This is a genomic window from Siccibacter turicensis LMG 23730 (genome assembly GCF_000463155.2).
Classification (GTDB): Bacteria; Pseudomonadota; Gammaproteobacteria; order Enterobacterales; family Enterobacteriaceae; genus Siccibacter; species Siccibacter turicensis.
Map to the genome: position 1 here is coordinate 119872 of NZ_AWFZ01000002.1, position 17172 is coordinate 137043.

At 58.4% G+C, this 17172-nt stretch carries 13 protein-coding genes and 1 riboswitch; of the genes, 9 read left to right on the top strand and 4 right to left on the bottom strand.

The features are described 5' to 3' along the window. Nucleotides 1–83: 83 nt before the first annotated feature. A complete protein-coding gene (gene ppc / locus DW58_RS00695) occupies nucleotides 84–2735 on the bottom strand; it encodes a phosphoenolpyruvate carboxylase (protein WP_024550632.1) in 2652 nt (883 codons plus the stop codon). 361 nt (nucleotides 2736–3096) lie between these two features. Further along, complete coding sequence (gene argE / locus DW58_RS00700) at nucleotides 3097–4248, bottom strand: acetylornithine deacetylase (protein ID WP_024550633.1); 1152 nt, start codon at nucleotides 4246–4248, stop codon at nucleotides 3097–3099. A gap of 178 nt (nucleotides 4249–4426) precedes the next feature. Here argE and argC point away from each other — a divergent pair, with 178 nt between their 5' ends. From argC to oxyR, 5 genes are all read left to right on the top strand, one after another. Beyond that, a complete protein-coding gene (gene argC, locus DW58_RS00705; protein WP_024550634.1) occupies nucleotides 4427–5428 on the top strand; it encodes an N-acetyl-gamma-glutamyl-phosphate reductase in 1002 nt (333 codons plus the stop codon). A 14-nt stretch (nucleotides 5429–5442) separates the two neighbouring features. Next, nucleotides 5443–6219: an acetylglutamate kinase gene (gene argB, locus DW58_RS00710; protein ID WP_152525599.1), complete on the top strand. Its 777-nt coding sequence runs from the start codon at nucleotides 5443–5445 to the stop codon at nucleotides 6217–6219. Between the two features lie 153 nt (nucleotides 6220–6372). Then, a complete protein-coding gene (locus DW58_RS00715) occupies nucleotides 6373–7590 on the top strand; it encodes an argininosuccinate synthase (RefSeq protein WP_024550636.1) in 1218 nt (405 codons plus the stop codon). 135 nt (nucleotides 7591–7725) lie between these two features. Then, on the top strand, nucleotides 7726–9099 hold the full coding sequence (gene argH, locus DW58_RS00720; protein ID WP_024550637.1) for an argininosuccinate lyase: 1374 nt from the start codon (nucleotides 7726–7728) through the stop codon (nucleotides 9097–9099). A gap of 267 nt (nucleotides 9100–9366) precedes the next feature. Beyond that, entirely contained in the window at nucleotides 9367–10284 is a 918-nt protein-coding gene (oxyR, locus tag DW58_RS00725) for a DNA-binding transcriptional regulator OxyR (protein WP_024550638.1), read from the top strand. On the opposite strand, the gene sthA is transcribed toward oxyR, so the two are convergent. Further along, nucleotides 10267–11667, bottom strand: coding sequence for a Si-specific NAD(P)(+) transhydrogenase (sthA, locus tag DW58_RS00730; protein ID WP_024550639.1), 1401 nt, complete (start codon nucleotides 11665–11667; stop codon nucleotides 10267–10269). The two genes, oxyR and sthA, sit on opposite strands and share 18 nt — an antisense overlap. A 252-nt stretch (nucleotides 11668–11919) precedes the next feature. Between sthA and fabR the strand changes: the two genes are divergently transcribed. Both fabR and DW58_RS00740 read left to right on the top strand, forming a co-directional pair. Then, on the top strand, nucleotides 11920–12558 hold the full coding sequence (gene fabR / locus DW58_RS00735) for an HTH-type transcriptional repressor FabR (protein WP_035884913.1): 639 nt from the start codon (nucleotides 11920–11922) through the stop codon (nucleotides 12556–12558). A 10-nt stretch (nucleotides 12559–12568) separates the two neighbouring features. Beyond that, nucleotides 12569–12928, top strand: coding sequence for a YijD family membrane protein (locus tag DW58_RS00740; protein ID WP_024550641.1), 360 nt, complete (start codon nucleotides 12569–12571; stop codon nucleotides 12926–12928). Nucleotides 12929–12963: 35 nt separating this feature from the next. Here DW58_RS00740 and trmA read toward each other — a convergent pair whose 3' ends face one another. Next, nucleotides 12964–14064, bottom strand: coding sequence for a tRNA (uridine(54)-C5)-methyltransferase TrmA (trmA, locus tag DW58_RS00745; RefSeq protein WP_024550642.1), 1101 nt, complete (start codon nucleotides 14062–14064; stop codon nucleotides 12964–12966). A gap of 119 nt (nucleotides 14065–14183) precedes the next feature. Next, nucleotides 14184–14367: riboswitch (cobalamin riboswitch) on the top strand. A 68-nt stretch (nucleotides 14368–14435) separates the two neighbouring features. Here trmA and btuB point away from each other — a divergent pair. Both btuB and murI read left to right on the top strand, forming a co-directional pair. Continuing rightward, nucleotides 14436–16289, top strand: a complete 1854-nt coding sequence (gene btuB / locus DW58_RS00750) for a TonB-dependent vitamin B12 receptor BtuB (protein ID WP_029696324.1) — start codon at nucleotides 14436–14438, stop codon at nucleotides 16287–16289. Then, a complete protein-coding gene (gene murI / locus DW58_RS00755; RefSeq protein ID WP_024550644.1) occupies nucleotides 16234–17085 on the top strand; it encodes a glutamate racemase in 852 nt (283 codons plus the stop codon). The genes btuB and murI overlap by 56 nt, the downstream gene beginning before the upstream one ends. Nucleotides 17086–17172: the final 87 nt, after the last annotated feature.

Below are 17172 nucleotides of genomic sequence, written 5' to 3' on the forward strand. Positions count from 1 at the left end.
GCAATATGACAGAAAAATGACAGGACTATTTCAGAGAGGTTAACCCGGCGCGGTGGCCGGGTTAGTTCAACGATTGCCGACGCTTAGCCGGTGTTGCGCATCCCGGCCGCTACGCCTGCGATGGTGACCATCAGCGCTTGCTCAACCCGGGCATCGGGTGCTTCTCCGGCCTCTTCGGCCTGGCGTGAGCGGTGCAGCAGCTCGGCCTGGAGCACGTTCAGCGGATCGGTATAGATGTTGCGCAGCATGATGGATTCGGCAATCCACGGCAGGTCAGCCATCAGGTGCGAGTCGTTGGCGATATCCAGCACGACGTTGATATCGGCCTCTAACTGCGCACGCAGCTCTTTGCCCAGCGGCCACAGCGACGGTTTCACCAGGCGCTGATCGTAGTACTCCGCCAGCCACAGGTCGGCTTTGGCGAACACCATCTCCAGCATCCCGAGGCGGGTGGAGAAGAACGGCCAGTCGCGGCACATGGTTTCCAGCTCATCCTGCTTACCGTCATCCACCACCTTTTGCAGCGCGGCGCCGGCACCCAGCCAGGCGGGCAGCATCAGGCGGTTCTGAGTCCAGGCGAAGATCCACGGAATGGCGCGCAGGGACTCCACACCGCCGTTCGGACGACGCTTGGCCGGACGCGAGCCGAGCGGCAGCTTGCCCAGTTCCAGTTCCGGCGTCGCCGAGCGGAAGTAGGGCACGAACTCTTCATTTTCTCGCACGTAACCGCGGTACATCTCGCAGGAGATGGCCGACAGTTCGTCCATGATGTGGCGCCAGTTCTGCTTAGGCTCCGGCGGCGGCAGCAGGTTCGCCTCCAGAATCGCGCTGGTATAAAGCGACAGGCTGCTGACGGTCACTTCCGGCAGGCCGTACTTGAAGCGGATCATCTCGCCCTGTTCGGTAACGCGCAGGCCGCCTTTCAGGCTGCCCGGCGGCTGGGAGAGCAGCGCCGCGTGTGCCGGTGCACCGCCGCGGCCAATGGAACCGCCGCGTCCGTGGAACAGCGTCAGGGCGATCCCGGCTTTTTCGCAGGTTTTGATCAGAGCGTCCTGCGCCTGATACTGCGCCCAGGAGGCGGCCATCACGCCGGCGTCTTTCGCCGAGTCGGAATAGCCAATCATCACCATCTGTTTGCCCTGAATAAAGCCGCGGTACCAGTCGATGTTCAGCAGCTGGGTCATCACATCGTTGGCGTTGTTCAGGTCGTCGAGGGTTTCGAACAGCGGGGCGACCGGCAGCGCAAAGCCGATACCGGCCTCCTTCAGCAGCAGGTGGACTGCCAGCACGTCCGACGGCGTTTTTGCCATGGAGATCACATAGGCCGCGATAGAGCCCTGCGGCGCTTCGGCGATCACTTTGCAGGTGTCCAGCACTTCGCGGGTCTCTTCGCTTGGCTCCCACTGGCGCGGCAGCAGCGGGCGTTTGGAGTTCAGCTCGCGGATCAGAAACGCCTGTTTGTCGGCTTCGGACCAGTTTTCATAGTCGCCGATGCCAAGATAGCGGGTCAGTTCGCCGAGGGCTTCGGTATGACGGGTGCTCTCCTGACGAATATCGATGCGCACCAGCGGCACGCCGAAGGCTTTCACGCGGCGCAGGGTATCAAGCAGTTCGCCGTTGGCGATGATGCTCATGCCGCAGGCCTGCAGCGACTGGTAGCAGGCGTACAGCGGCTCCCACAGTTGCTCGTTGTGCGTCAACAGCCCTTTGGGTTTCGGCAGCTTCTGGCCTTTCAGGCGCGCTTCAAGCCACCCCTGGGTCGCCAGCAGCTGGCTGCGCAGCCCTTTGAGCAGGTAGCGGTAGGGTTCCTGCGCCCCTTCTTCGCCCACGTATTCGCGCAGGCCGTCTGAGCACTCGACCATCGACAGCTCGGAGATCAGCAGCTGGATATCTTTCAGGAACAGATCGGTCGCCTTCCAGCGGCTGAGCAGCAGCGCGTGGCGGGTGATGTCGGCGGTCACGTTCGGGTTGCCGTCGCGGTCGCCGCCCATCCAGGAGGTGAAGCGCACCGGGACAAAATCCACCGGCAGTTTGTAATCCAGGTGTTCGTTGAGCTGATCGTTAAGCTCGCGCAGGTAGTTAGGAATACCTTCCCACAAGCTGTTTTCCACCACCGCAAAGCCCCATTTGGCCTCGTCGATCGGGCTTGGGCGATACTTGCGGATTTCATCGGTGTGCCAGGACTGGGCCAGCAGCTGGCGCAGGCGACGCATAATCTGGTTACGGTCGTAATCCGGCAGATCCTTGTGGTCGAGCTGCTTTAAGCAGTTATTCACTTCCACCATTTTGTGGATCAGGGTACGACGGGTAATTTCCGTGGGGTGTGCGGTCAGCACCAGCTCCAGCGACAGCGACTCGACGGCGGTTTTGATCGCCGCATCGTTCAGGTCTGGCTGATCTTTCAGCTTGCGCAGGGTGCGGGCAATGATTTCCGGGTTGCTTGCGCCTTCGCCCTTGGCGGAGATGCTGTGATATTGCTCGGCGGTATTCGCCAGGTTCAGAAACTGGCTGAACGCGCGCGCCACCGGCAGCAGTTCGTCGTTAGACAGGTTTTGTAAGGTGGTGAGCAGTTCCTGACGGTCTGCCTCGTTGCCCGCGCGGGACGACTTGGACAACTTACGGATGGTCTCTACACGGTCAAGGATGTGTTCTCCCAGCGCATCCTTGATAGTATCCCCGAGTAGTTTCCCGAGCATACTGACATTACTTCGCAAAGCCGAATATTGTTCGTTCATATTAACCCAGACACCCCGTTACATTTTATTTTGTTATACCCGCCGCGTTCCGGTTGCCAGCAAAGCGCTGTGCAAAAAACAGCGGATATCAGACACCGTCTTTTATAAAGCCACGTAAAAACCCCCCCGTCAATTGCGGCGAAAACGGTTCAGCAACTGAATAAAGCGCAGCGATTTATGAAAGTTAATGCATGTTGTTGCAGATAAGTAACGCTTATGAAAATTGCCTGAAAGTCTCAGCGCGGCCAGGCAGTGGCAGCGTCTGCGAGAGGGAAAAAAGCCAGCGAAACGGGCTGGCTTTGTGAGGTTGAGCAGCGATTCGTTCGTCAGATGCACGGCGGGCAGAAACGCAGCGGCAGGCTTAATGCCAGCAGAAGTGATGCACCACCTGGCCGATCAATTCCCGGGTCGGTTTGATAAAACGCGTCTCGATATATTCATCCGGCTGATGCGCCTGGTTGATGGAGCCAGGCCCGAGCACCAGCGTTGGGCACAGGGTCTGAATAAACGGCGCCTCGGTACAGTAGTTCACCACCTCGGTCTGTGCGCCGAGCAGTTTCTCGACCACCTGCACCAGCTGATGGTCCGGCGGGCATTCATAGCCGGGGATCGGCGGATGCAGTTCGGAGAGCGTAATGCGGCCCGGCCAGCGGCTGCTTACCGGCTCCAGCGCATCGCCCAGCAGCCCGTTAAGATCGTTGAGCGTCATACCCGGCAGCGGACGAATATCCATATGCAGTTCGCAGCAGGCGCAGATACGGTTAGCCGCGTCGCCGCCGTGTATATGGCCGAGGTTCAGCGTCGGATAAGGGACGGTGAACGCCTCGTAGTGATAGCGCTCTTTCAGATCGTCGCGCAGCGCCATGATATGGGTGATGGCTTCATGCATCAGCTCAATGGCGTTCACGCCGCGCGCCGGATCGCTGGAGTGGCCGGACTGGCCCAGCACGCGAATAGCGTTAGAGATATGGCCTTTGTGCGCCCGTACCGGCTGCAGCGACGTCGGTTCGCCGATGATCGCGCAGTCAGGACGCAGGGCGGTGGTCTCCGAGAAGTAGCGCGCGCCGGCCATGGTGGTCTCTTCATCCGCCGTCGCCAGCACGTAGAGCGGCTTTTTCAGCGTGGTCACATCCACGTCACGCAGCGCATCAAGAATGAAAGCGAAGAACCCCTTCATGTCGGCGGTGCCCAGCCCGTAGAGCTTGTTGTCGTGCTCGGTGAGGGTGAACGGGTCGCGCGTCCAGCGCCCGTCGTCAAAGGGTACGGTATCGGTATGCCCCGCCAGCAGCAGGCCGCCCGCGCCCTGGCCGATGCTGGCCAGCATGTTGAATTTGTTGCGTGTCCCCGGCACCGGCTGTACTTCGACGTTGAATCCTAGTTCTTTGAACCACCCGGCCAGCAGATTGATTAAAGACGCATTACTCTGATCGAGAGCCGCTTCGGTCGCGCTGATGGAAGGAGTGGCGATCAACGCGCGGTAAATCTCGATAAATGGTGGTAATTTCATTTTCACTGTTGACATACCTCAGGTCGGATAGTATCAATATTCATGCAGAATTTATGAATAAAAATACAATAACGTTGAGCGTAAAGGAATTCGTTTCGCTTCGGTGATTCAAATCTCGCTCACTGACGTGGCCTGGGCCCGCCAGCCCGCGCTGAAGCAAATGACGTAAGAAGGTTGAGCTCCGATGTTGAAAACCCTGATTGTTGGTGCCAGCGGGTATGCTGGCGCAGAGCTTGTGGCCTATGTGAATCGCCATCCACATATGACCATAACCGCTTTGACGGTCTCAGCGCAAAGCAATGATGCGGGAAAGTTAATCTCCGATTTGCATCCGCAGCTGAAGGGGATTGTCGATCTGCCGCTGCAGCCGATGTCCGACATCAGTGAGTTTAGCCAGGTTGATGTGGTGTTCCTTGCCACCGCCCATGAGGTCAGCCATGACCTTGCGCCGCAGTTTCTTGCCGCAGGCTGCGTGGTGTTCGATCTCTCCGGCGCGTTCCGGGTTAACGATCCGGCCTTCTATGACACCTTCTACGGCTTCACCCACCAGCATCCCGAGCTGCTGACGAAAGCGGTGTACGGTCTGGCGGAGTGGAACCACGAACAGATTAAAGACGCGCAGCTGATTGCGGTGCCGGGGTGTTACCCCACCGCGGCGCAGCTGGCGTTAAAACCGTTGATCGCGGCGGATTTGCTGGATCTTAACCAGTGGCCGGTGATCAACGCCACCAGCGGCGTGAGCGGCGCCGGCCGCAAAGCGGCGATCGCCAACAGCTTTTGCGAAGTGAGCCTTCAGCCTTACGGCGTGTTTCACCACCGCCACCAGCCGGAAATCGCCGTGCACCTTGATGCCCCGGTGATCTTCACCCCGCATCTCGGCAACTTCCCGCGCGGTATCCTGGAAACCATCACCTGCCGCCTGCAGCCCGGTGTCACCGCGCAGCGGGTCGCCGCGGTGTTCCAGGACGCCTACGGCAATAAACCGCTGGTGCGGCTGTATGACAAAGGCGTTCCGGCGCTGAAAAACGTGGTCGGTCTGCCGTTCTGCGATATCGGCTTCGCCGTGCAGGATCAGCACATTATCGTGGTTGCTGCCGAAGATAACCTGCTGAAAGGCGCGGCGGCGCAGGCGGTGCAGTGCGCGAATATCCGTTTTGGCTTCGCCGAAACGCAGTCTCTTATTTAATCGAGTCAGGTGAGATGATGAATCCGTTAATTATTAAGCTGGGCGGCGTACTCCTCGACAGCGAAGAAGCGCTGGAGCGTCTGTTTACCGCGCTGGTCAACTATCGTCAGGATCACCAACGCCCGCTGGTTATCGTACACGGCGGCGGCTGCGTGGTGGATGAGCTGATGAAGCAGCTGAATCTGCCGGTGACCAAGAAAAATGGCCTGCGCGTTACCCCCGCGGATCAGATCGACATTATCACCGGCGCGCTGGCGGGTTCCGCCAACAAAACGCTGCTGGCCTGGGCGAAGAAGCACGACATCGCCTCGGTTGGCCTGTTCCTCGGCGATGGCGACAGCGTGAAAGTGACCCAGCTTGACGAGAGCCTCGGGCACGTCGGCCAGGCCGAACCGGGTTCGCCGACGCTTATCAACACGCTGCTTGAGGCGGGTTACCTGCCGGTGATCAGCTCCATCGGCGTGACCGCGGAAGGCGAGCTAATGAACGTGAACGCCGATCAGGCGGCTACCGCGCTGGCGGCAACGCTCGGCGCCGATCTGATTCTGCTCTCTGACGTCAGCGGCATTCTCGACGGCAAAGGTCAGCGCATCGCCGAAGTGACCACAGCGAAAGCGCAGCAGCTGATTGAGCAGGGCATTATCACCGACGGCATGATTGTCAAAGTGAACGCGGCGCTCGATGCGGCCCGCACCCTCGGGCGCCCGGTGGATATCGCCTCCTGGCGCCACGCGGAGCAGTTGCCCTCTTTATTTAACGGGGTGTCGATTGGCACCCGGATCCTTGCCTGAATACGTTTCACCATTCGGGCCGCTGGTGAGTGGGCTGCACGCGCACACTCCCGGCCACTGACTTATGTAAGCTCGCGGGGGCTGCGACGTTTGCCGCCTTCCCGCGACGCGAAATAGTTTGCGCATCAAACAGAATATTGAAAGGAAAAGCACATGCAAAACCACGGCATCAAAAAAGTTGTTCTCGCTTACTCCGGCGGTCTGGATACCTCGGCGATCATTCCCTGGCTACAGGAAAACTATGAAGGCTGTGAAGTGGTGGCCTGCGTGGTGGATATCGGTCAGGACCGTGATGATTTGAAAGGCGTTGAACAGAAAGCGCTGCGCTCGGGCGCGACCGAATGCTACGTGGTGGACGCACGTGAAGAGTTCATCAAAGACTATGTGTATCCGGTACTGCAAACCGGCGCGCTGTACGAAGGCAGCTACCTGCTGGGTACCTCAATGGCGCGTCCGCTGATCGCCAAAGCGCTGGTGGATGTTGCCACCAAAGTGGGTGCTGACGCGCTGTGCCACGGTGCGACCGGGAAAGGCAACGACCAGGTGCGTTTCGAATCCGCCTGGGCGGCGCTGGCACCGAACCTGAAAGTGATTGCCCCGTGGCGTGAGTGGAACCTGCGTTCCCGTGAAGCGCTGCTGGAATACCTGAAAGAGCGTGACATCCCGACCACCGCGTCGCTGGAAAAAATCTACAGCCGTGATGAGAACGCCTGGCACATCTCCACCGAAGGCGGCGTGCTGGAAAGCCCGTGGAATGCCCCGAATAAAGATTGCTGGGTGTGGACCGTGGATCCGCTGGACGCCCCGGACCAGCCGGAGCAGGTGACCGTCACCGTTGAGAAAGGCAACGTGGTTGCGGTGAACGGCGAACACCTCTCGCCGTTCGGCTGCCTTGAAGCGCTGAATAAAATCGGTGCGAAGCACGGCGTAGGCCGTATCGACATCGTGGAAAACCGTCTGGTGGGCATCAAGTCCCGCGGCTGCTACGAAACCCCAGGGGGCACCATCATGATGGCAGCGCTGCGCGGCGTTGAGCAGCTGGTGCTGGATCGCGACAGCTTCAAATGGCGCGAGCAGGTTGGCCTTGAAATGTCCTATGTGGTGTACGATGGCCGCTGGTTCGCCCCGCTGCGTCAGTCCCTGCAGGCGGCGGCGGAATCCCTGGCGGAGAACGTCAATGGTGAAGTAGTGCTGCAGCTTTATAAAGGCCAGGTCACCGCGCTGCAGAAGAAATCGCCGAACAGCCTGTATAACGAAGATTTCGCGACCTTCGGCGAAGACGAGGTGTACGATCACAGCCACGCCGGCGGCTTTATCCGTCTGTTCTCGCTCTCTTCACGTATTCGTGCGCTGAACGAGCAGAAAAAGTAAGTACGTCTTTGCATCCATGGCGGGTAGGCTGCGTCTGCCCGCCAGTTTAAAAAAATCATTCAGGTCTGTCGCAGGGCGGGGACGCAGTAGCGCACCCGCCATTCATGTCAGGATAGAAAAGTTACGGAGTAGGTTATGGCACTTTGGGGTGGACGTTTTACACAGGCAGCGGATCAGCGGTTCAAACAGTTTAACGACTCGTTGCGCTTTGATTACCGCCTGGCAGAGCAGGATATCGTAGGCTCTGTAGCCTGGTCCAAAGCGCTGGTGACCGTGGGCGTACTGACGGCAGATGAACAGCTGCAGCTGGAAGAGGCGCTGAACACCCTGCTGGAAGAGGTGCGCCTCAATCCGCAGCTCATCCTGGAAAGCGATGCCGAAGATATTCACAGCTGGGTGGAAGGGAAACTCATCGACAAGGTGGGGCCGCTCGGTAAGAAGCTGCACACCGGCCGCAGCCGTAACGATCAGGTGGCAACCGACCTGAAGCTGTGGTGCAAGATGCAGGTCAGTGAACTGCTGATGGCGAGCCGTCAGCTGCAAAGCGCGCTGGTGGAAACCGCGCAGAACAATCAGGACGCGGTGATGCCGGGTTACACCCATCTTCAGCGCGCGCAGCCGGTCACCTTTGCCCACTGGTGCCTGGCCTATGTCGAAATGCTGGCGCGCGATGAGAGCCGCCTGCAGGATACGCTCAAACGTCTGGATGTCAGCCCGCTGGGGAGTGGGGCGCTGGCAGGCACGGCGTATGAGATCGACCGTGAGCAGCTGGCGGGCTGGCTGGGCTTCGCCTCCGCGACCCGCAACAGCCTCGACAGCGTCTCCGACCGTGACCACGTGCTTGAGCTGCTTTCCGATGCCGCCATCGGGATGGTTCACCTGTCGCGCTTCGCGGAAGATCTGATTTTCTTCAACTCCGGTGAAGCCGGCTTTGTGGAGCTGTCCGATCGCGTGACCTCAGGCTCGTCCCTGATGCCGCAGAAGAAGAATCCGGATGCGCTGGAGCTTATCCGCGGTAAATGCGGACGCGTGCAGGGTGCGCTGACCGGCATGATGATGACCCTTAAAGGTCTGCCGCTGGCCTATAACAAAGATATGCAGGAAGACAAAGAGGGGCTGTTCGACGCGCTCGATACCTGGCTTGACTGCCTGCACATGGCCACGCTGGTGCTGGACGGCATTCAGGTGAAGCGCCCGCGCTGCCAGGAAGCGGCCCAGCAGGGCTACGCCAACGCCACCGAACTGGCGGATTATCTGGTCGCCAAAGGCGTGCCTTTCCGTGAAGCGCACCATATCGTGGGTGAAGCGGTGGTAGAGGCGATTGCCCAGGGCAAACCGCTGGAAGCGCTGGCGCTGGCGGATCTGCAGAAGTTCAGCAGCGTTATCGGGGATGATGTCTATCCGATCCTCTCCCTGCAATCGTGCCTTGATAAGCGTGCGGCAAAAGGGGGCGTATCGCCGACCCAGGTGGCGCGGGCGATTGCTGAGGCGAAAGGGCGTCTGGTGTAAGCGAGAAGCGAAACGAATCAACAGCCTGGCCTTGTGCCGGGCTTTTTTATGCAAAAAAAAAAGCGGACATACTGTCCGCTAAAACGTTCACGTTGGCTTTAGTTATTCAGGTCAGAGAGAACTCTGTCACGAGGGGAACAGCATGAGGGATGGTGTTGCCCCGCCTCGTTGTGTAGGTGCATTATTGGGCATAACGCTTGATAGGGATAATCGTTGGTTGCTATGATATCTATCGCCATGAACTATCGTGGCGGCGGAGGAAGAGTAATGAATATTCGTGATCTTGAGTACCTGGTGGCGCTTGCCGAGCATCGTCATTTTCGTCGTGCAGCCGATGCCTGTCACGTCAGCCAGCCTACCTTAAGTGGTCAAATTCGTAAGCTTGAAGATGAACTGGGCGTGATGCTGCTAGAGCGTACCAGCCGCAAGGTGCTGTTTACCCAGGCCGGGCTGTTGCTGGTGGATCAGGCGCGTACCGTGCTGCGCGAAGTGAAAGTGTTGAAAGAGATGGCGAGCCAGCAGGGCGAGGCGATGTCCGGCCCGCTGCACATTGGTCTCATCCCAACCATCAGCCCCTATCTGCTGCCGCTGGTGATCCCGATGCTGCATCAGACCTTCCCGAAGCTTGAGATGTACCTGCACGAAGCGCAGACCCATCAGCTGCTGGCGCAGCTCGACAGCGGTAAGCTCGACTGCGCCATTCTGGCGCTGGTCAAAGAGAGTGAGGCCTTTATCGAAGTGCCGCTGTTTGACGAGCCGATGATGCTGGCGGTGTATGAGGATCACCCGTGGGCCAACCGCGACCGCGTGCCGATGTCCGATCTGGCGGGTGAAAAGCTGCTGATGCTGGAAGATGGCCACTGCCTGCGCGATCAGGCGATGGGCTTCTGTTTTGAAGCGGGTGCGGATGAAGACACCCATTTCCGTGCCACCAGCCTTGAAACGCTGCGCAACATGGTTGCAGCAGGCAGCGGCATTACGCTGCTACCGGCGCTGGCCGTGCCTAACGAGCGTCGTCGCGACGGCGTGGTGTATCTGCCGTGCTACAAGCCGGAGCCGCGTCGTACTATCGGGCTGGTTTACCGTCCGGGGTCGCCGCTGCGCAGCCGCTATGAGCAGCTGGCAGAGGCCATCCGTAAATCGATGGATGGCCATTTCGACAGCACGTTAAAACAGGCGGTTTAGCCCGTTCAACGCCGCTACCCGATAGGCTTCCGCCATGGTCGGGTAGTTGAAGGTGGTGTTAACAAAGTACTCAATCGTGTTACCGCCACCTTTCTGCTCCATAATCGCCTGGCCGATATGAATAATCTCGGCCGCGCGCTCACCAAAGCAATGGATCCCGAGAATCTCTTTCGTTTCGCGATGGAACAGGATCTTCAGCGTACCGACGTTCATGCCGACGATTTGCGCCCGCGCCAGGTGTTTAAACTGGGCGCGACCCACTTCGTAAGGCACTTTCATCGAGGTCAGCTGCTGCTCGGTTTTGCCTACCGAACTGATCTCCGGAATGGTGTAGATGCCGGTCGGAATGTCTTCCACCAGATGCGCCGAGGCTTCGCCTTTGATCATCGCCTGTGCGGCGATACGGCCCTGATCGTACGCCGCTGACGCCAGGCTCGGGTAGCCAATCACATCGCCCACCGCATACACGTGCGGCAGCGCGGTCTGGTACATGCTGTTGACCTTCAGCAGCCCACGTCCGTCCGCTTCCAGACCAATGTTCTCCAGCGACAGCGAGTCGACGTTACCGGTGCGGCCGTTGGCGTAGAGCAGACAGTCGGCTTTCACCTTCTTCCCGGACTTGAGGTGTACGATGACGCCGTCATCCACGCCCTCAATCTTCTCGTACTCTTCGTTGTGGCGAATCACCACTCCGCTGTTCCAGAAGTGATAGGAGAGCGAATCCGACATCTCCTGGTCAAGGAACGCCAGCAGGCGGTCGCGGGTGTTGATAAGATCCACCTTAACGTTCATCCCACGGAAGATAGACGCGTATTCGCAGCCGATCACCCCGGCGCCATAGATAATGACGTGCTTCGGTTCATGGTGAAGGCTGAGGATGGAGTCGCTGTCGTAGATACGCTGATGGCTGAAATCAACGTCCGTCGGATGATAAGGGCGAGAACCGCAGGCAATCACGAATTTTTCCGCGGTCAGGATTTCTACCGATCCGTCCGGGCACTCCAGCGACAGCGTATGTTCATCCACAAAATGGGCGCTGCCCTCGAGGATTTCGCAGTGGTTACGCTCATAAAACCCCTGACGCATGCGGGTTTGCTGATTAATAACGTTGTCGGCGTGGTTGAGGATATCGGCAAAAGAGGAGCGGAGCAGGTGGGCGTGTTCACTGTACAGCGGGTTTTGTTTGAATTCGATAATACGGCTGACAGCGTGACGAAGCGCTTTTGACGGGATGGTGCCCCAGTGGGTGCAACCGCCGCCAACGTTATGGTAGCGCTCGATAACCGCTATCCTGGCTCCCTGTTTAACCAGCCCCATAGCAGCACCTTCGCCGCCGGGGCCGGAACCAATCACTATTGCATCATAATCGTAGGTGTGTGGCATGGTAAGGCGTACCTGTTCTTATACATAAAAGCAACAAGATTGTAACACCTCTCCCGCGATAACCCAATGAATACCCTTCATTAAGGATGGACTTAGCGCAACCGGGCGTAAAAAAGCGCGCGTGAGCGCCTGCCACCGCGCTTACGTAGCGGGGTTACGTCTTGAATAAAAACTTCCATTCACAATCTGCGGCAAACCCGGTAATTTTAACCGCTCAAGAGTACCGGCTGTAGAGATAAGGATGCAGGCAACGTGATGGGTGTAAGAGCGCAACAAAAGGAACGAACCCGGCGTACGCTAGTCGATGCCGCGTTCAGCCAGCTAAGTGCGGAACGGAGTTTCGCCAGCCTCAGCCTGCGCGAAGTCGCACGGGAGGCGGGGATCGCGCCGACGTCGTTTTATCGCCACTTCCGTGATGTGGATGAGCTCGGCCTCACCATGGTGGACGAGAGCGGGTTAATGCTGCGCCAGCTGATGCGTCAGGCCCGTCAGCGTATTGCCAAGGGCGGAAGCGTGATCCGCACATCGGTGTCGACCTTTATGGAGTTCATCGGTAACAACCCTAACGCCTTCCGTCTGCTGCTGCGCGAGCGCTCCGGTACGTCTGCGGCGTTTCGTGCCGCGGTGGCGCGTGAAATCCAGCACTTTATTGCGGAACTCGCCGATTACCTCGAGCTCGAAAATCACATGCCGCGCGCCTTCACCGAAGCGCAGGCCGAAGCGATGGTCACTATCGTCTTCAGCGCTGGCGCGGAAGCGCTCGATGTGACGCCCGAACAGCGCCGTCAGCTGGAGGAGCGGCTGGTGCTCCAGCTGCGCATGATCGCAAAAGGGGCGTACTACTGGTATCGCCGTGAGCAAGAGAAGATTGCCCAAAACGTTGAAAACTGAAGGAAGAACGATGAGAAATTCTGTTCAGGAAAAAGGTACGCTGCTATTGGCGTTTGTCGCCGGCCTCTCGATTAACGGCACCTTCACGGCGCTGTTCAGCGATATCGTACCCTTCTCCATTTTTCCGATTATCTCGCTGGTGCTTTCCGCCTGGTGCCTGCACCAGCGCTATCAGAATCGCACCATGCCGCTGGGGTTGCCGGGGATTGCCGCCGCCTGCTTCTTGCTCGGGGTGCTGGTTTACAGCACCGTGGTGCGCGCCGAATACCCGGCGATCGGCTCGAACTTCGTGCCGTCCATCCTGACGGTTATCCTGCTGTTCTGGATTATCTTTCGCCTGCGCAGCCGCCGGGAAAGCCTGGCGGAATAAAAAAACGGCCCTCGCATGTCGGGAGGGCCGTCTGTTTATTTGCGGGTCAGCAGCACGCCGCATTCCATATGATGGGTATAGGGGAACTGGTCGAACAGCGCCAGACGCGCCACGTTGTGGGTCTGGCTGAAGGTTTCCAGGTTGCGGCACAGGGTCTCGGGGTTGCACGAGATATAAAGGATGGACGGGTAGGCCTGCACCATCTTCACGGTTTCGTCATCCAGCCCGCTGCGCGGCGGATCGACAAAGATCGTCTCACACTGGTAGCTCTTCAGATCGATCCCCTGCAGACGATTAAATTCCCGCTCGCCGTTCATCGCCTGGGTGAACTCTTCCGCCGCCATGCGGATAATCTGCACGTTATCGATATGGTTCGCCGCGATGTTGTACTGCGCGGACGCCACCGACGGCTTGGCGATTTCGGTGGCCAGCACACGTTCAAAGTTGCGCGCCAGGGCAAGGGAGAAGTTGCCGTTGCCGCAGTACAGCTCCAGCAGATCGCCGCGTGAACCCGCGGTCACATCCAGCGCCCACTCCAGCATCTGAATGTTCATCGCCGCGTTCGGCTGGGTAAAGCTGTTCTCTACCTGACGATAAATCATCTCTTTACCGGCCACCGGCAGGCGCTCGTCGATGTAATCGCGATCCAGCGCGATTTTCGTTTTGGTGGCGCGGCCAATCAGCTGCGCGTCAAAACCACGCGCGCGCAGGCTGTCGCGCAGCGCCGTGGCCTGCTCGCGCCACTCATCGTCGAGCTTTTTATGGTACAGCAGCGAGATCACCGCCTGATTGCTCATCGAGGTAAGGTAGTCAATCTGGAACAGCTTGTGGCGCAGCACGCGGTTGTCGCGCACGCTGTCAATCATGACCGGCATCAGCTGGTTGATAAGCTCGCTGGCGGCCGGGAAGCTGTTCACGCGAATGCGCTGGCGCGTCTCGCTGTCAAAAATGATGTGGTAGAGATCGTCCCCGTCATGCCAGATGCGGAACTCGGCGCGCATCCGGTAGTGGCTCACCGGCGAGCGGAACACCTCCGGTGCGGGTGCCGCGAAGGGCGCCATCATGCTTTCCAGACGGCGGACTTTCTCGTCGAGCTGCGCATCGTATTGGTCTGTCGGAAGGTGTTCAGGGGTCATCATGGCATCCTGGTGATAAAAAATTACGCGGGCGATTGTAGGGAATGCGGGCCTGATGTCCAGCTTTGTTCGAATATCCATCGCTAACGATAGCAGTCTGGACATCTATACGCTGCTACAGGTAGCATGCACGCTCCGGTCTCCTGAGTGAAAAGGGAATCCAGTGTGAATCTGGAGCTGACGCGCAGCGGTAAAGACTGGCGGGACGACAGCATCATGCAGACACTGCTTCGCAGGAAGTGGGAAGTCGTCGTCCGACAAACGCCACCCAGCCCGAATACCTGCCGGAATACGTCGCAATAGGCTCGATTATCGCGTGCTATCGATCGTGCCTGCGGCATCCATAATAATAAGCGGATGCGTAGTTAATGATGATAAAGAAACTCTCGCTGTTGTCGGCCCTGTCCGTCACGGTATTTTCCGGCTGGGCGCAGGACAGCAAGCCGGACACTCTGGTAGTGACCGCCAACCGTTTTCAGCAGCCGGTCAACACCGTGCTGGCCCCGACGGACGTGGTCACGCGCGAGCAAATAGATAAATGGCAGTCTAAAACGGTGCTGGATGTATTGCGCCGTTTGCCGGGCGTTGATATTTCCCAGAGCGGAGGGATGGGCCAGCAGGCTTCCGTGTATATCCGCGGTACAGATGCACGCCATGCTCTTATATTGATGGACGGCGTGCCGGTGCCGCGCCCCAATCTCTCTAATGAATCTAACCTCTACCAGATCCCGGCCGCGCTGATTCAGCGCATCGAGTATATTCGTGGCCCGCGCTCCGCGGTGTACGGCTCGGGTGCCATTGGCGGCGTCATTAACATCATTACCGAGAGCCAGGAAGAGACCTCCCAGATTGAGGCGGGCGTCGGTTCTAAAGGCTATCAGGAATATGCAGGCACGTTACGCCAGCGCTTTGGCGATACCGTGGCGACCGCATCCGGGGCGTACCAGACGACCAAAGCGTTTAACGTTCAGCCTGGTTCCACCTGGGATCACGATGGCGATCGCGATGGCTTTCGCAATAAAACCTTCTTTGGCAGCCTTCAGCACACCTTTTCCGACAGCGTGAACGGCTTCTTCCGCGGTTACGGCTACGCCAATAATATTGATTACGATGTGGGTAGCCCACCGTTCTCCCCCGCCTATAGCGCGGATGAAAACCAGTATTACAATCAGTCATGGGATACCGGGTTGCGGTATAGCGCCGACAGCTACTCTTCCCAACTTATTGCCAGCTTCCAGAAGCTGAAAAGCTATAACTACAGCAGCCTTTATGGCCGCTACCACGATGGCACGACGCTCGACCGCATGGAGCAGCGGTATATTCAGTGGGGCAATAACCTGATCGTCGGGCATGGCTCAGTCAGCGCCGGCGTCGACTGGAAACAGGAAAAGCTTACCGCTACCACGCAGGCTGACGCTGACAGCTATAAGCGCGACACGACGGGACTCTATCTCACCGGGCAGCAGCAGGTTCTGGATAGCGTGACGCTTGAGGCGTCGGGCCGTGAAGACCATGACGAACAGTTTGGCTGGCACGGTACCTGGCAAACCGCCGCGGGATGGGAATTCGTTGAAGGTTACCGGGCGACCGTTTCCTATGGTACCGGCTTCCTGGCTCCGGGCCTGACCCAGCAGTTTGGCTCGCCGCAATATGGCATCGCCTCGAACCCTAATCTGCAACCGGAAGAATCCAGACAGTGGGAAGCGGGCATTGAAGGGGTGACCGGTCCACTGGACTGGCGCGTCTCGACGTGGCGATACAAGATCGACAACCTGATTAGTTACGATAATGACGGCTATTACAATGTGAAGTCAGCCACCATTAAAGGACTGGAGTGGACGGGGAATATGGCAACCGGGCCGGTGAATCACCAGCTTACGTTGCAGTATATCGACCCGCGCGACGATGAAACCGATGAACGCTTACTGCGTCGCGCCCGGAAGCAGGTTAAGTACGATATCAGCGGCGATGTGGCTAACCTTGGCTGGGACGTCACCTATCAGTACATTGGCGAGCGCTACGACACCAACTTCAATACCTTCCCTTCGGAGAAAGTGAAGCTCGGCGGTATCAGCCTGTGGGATCTCGCCGTTTCATATCCAGTCACCTCTGCGCTGACGGTTCGTGGTAAAATCGCCAACCTGTTTGATAAAGAGTACGAGACGGTATATGGCTACGCTACTGCAGGACGAGAATACACTTTGTCTGGCAGCTACACCTTCTGAGGCTCGTCCCACCATACTGGTGTTTGACTCCGGTGTGGGGGGACTCTCTGTCTATGATGAGATCCGGCAGCTGTTGCCGGATCTGCACTATATCTACGCTTTCGATAACGTCGCCTTTCCCTATGGGGAGAAGAGTGAGACGTTTATCGTCGAGCGCGTCGTTGAGATTGTCACCGCGGTGCAGGCGCGTTATCCGCTGGCGCTGGCGGTTATCGCCTGTAATACCGCCAGCACGGTTTCACTGCCGGCGCTGCGTGAGAAATTCCCGTTTCCGGTGGTGGGCGTCGTCCCGGCCATCAAACCCGCCGCGCGCCTGACGGCAAATGGCGTTGTCGGCCTGCTCGCCACCCGCGCGACCGTGCGTCGTCCTTATACCCATGAGCTTATCGCCCGCTTTGCCGCAGAGTGCCATATAGAAATGCTTGGTTCAGCGGAGCTGGTGGAGATGGCCGAGGCGAAGCTGCACGGCGAGCCGGTGTCCCTTGATGAGCTGCGACGCATTCTGCGTCCCTGGCTGCGCATGCCGGAGCCGCCTGATACCGTAGTGCTGGGTTGCACGCATTTCCCGTTACTGGCGGATGAGCTTCTGGCGGTGCTGCCGGAAGGGACGCGCCTGATTGATTCCGGTGCGGCAATCGCGCGTCGAACGGTCTGGTTACTTGAGCATGAAGCGCCGGAAGCCGCGTCGGCAGACAGTAATATTGCCTACTGCATGGCGTTCACGCCGGAAACTGCACAATTAATGCCCGTTCTGGAGCGCTACGGCTTTAAAAAGCTCGAAAAACTACCAGTTTGATGCGGTTTTGCGTAAAAAAAAGACGGTTGAAAACTTTTTTCAGATTAGGGGTTGTCAGGGCGAAAGAACTCCCTATAATGCGCCTCC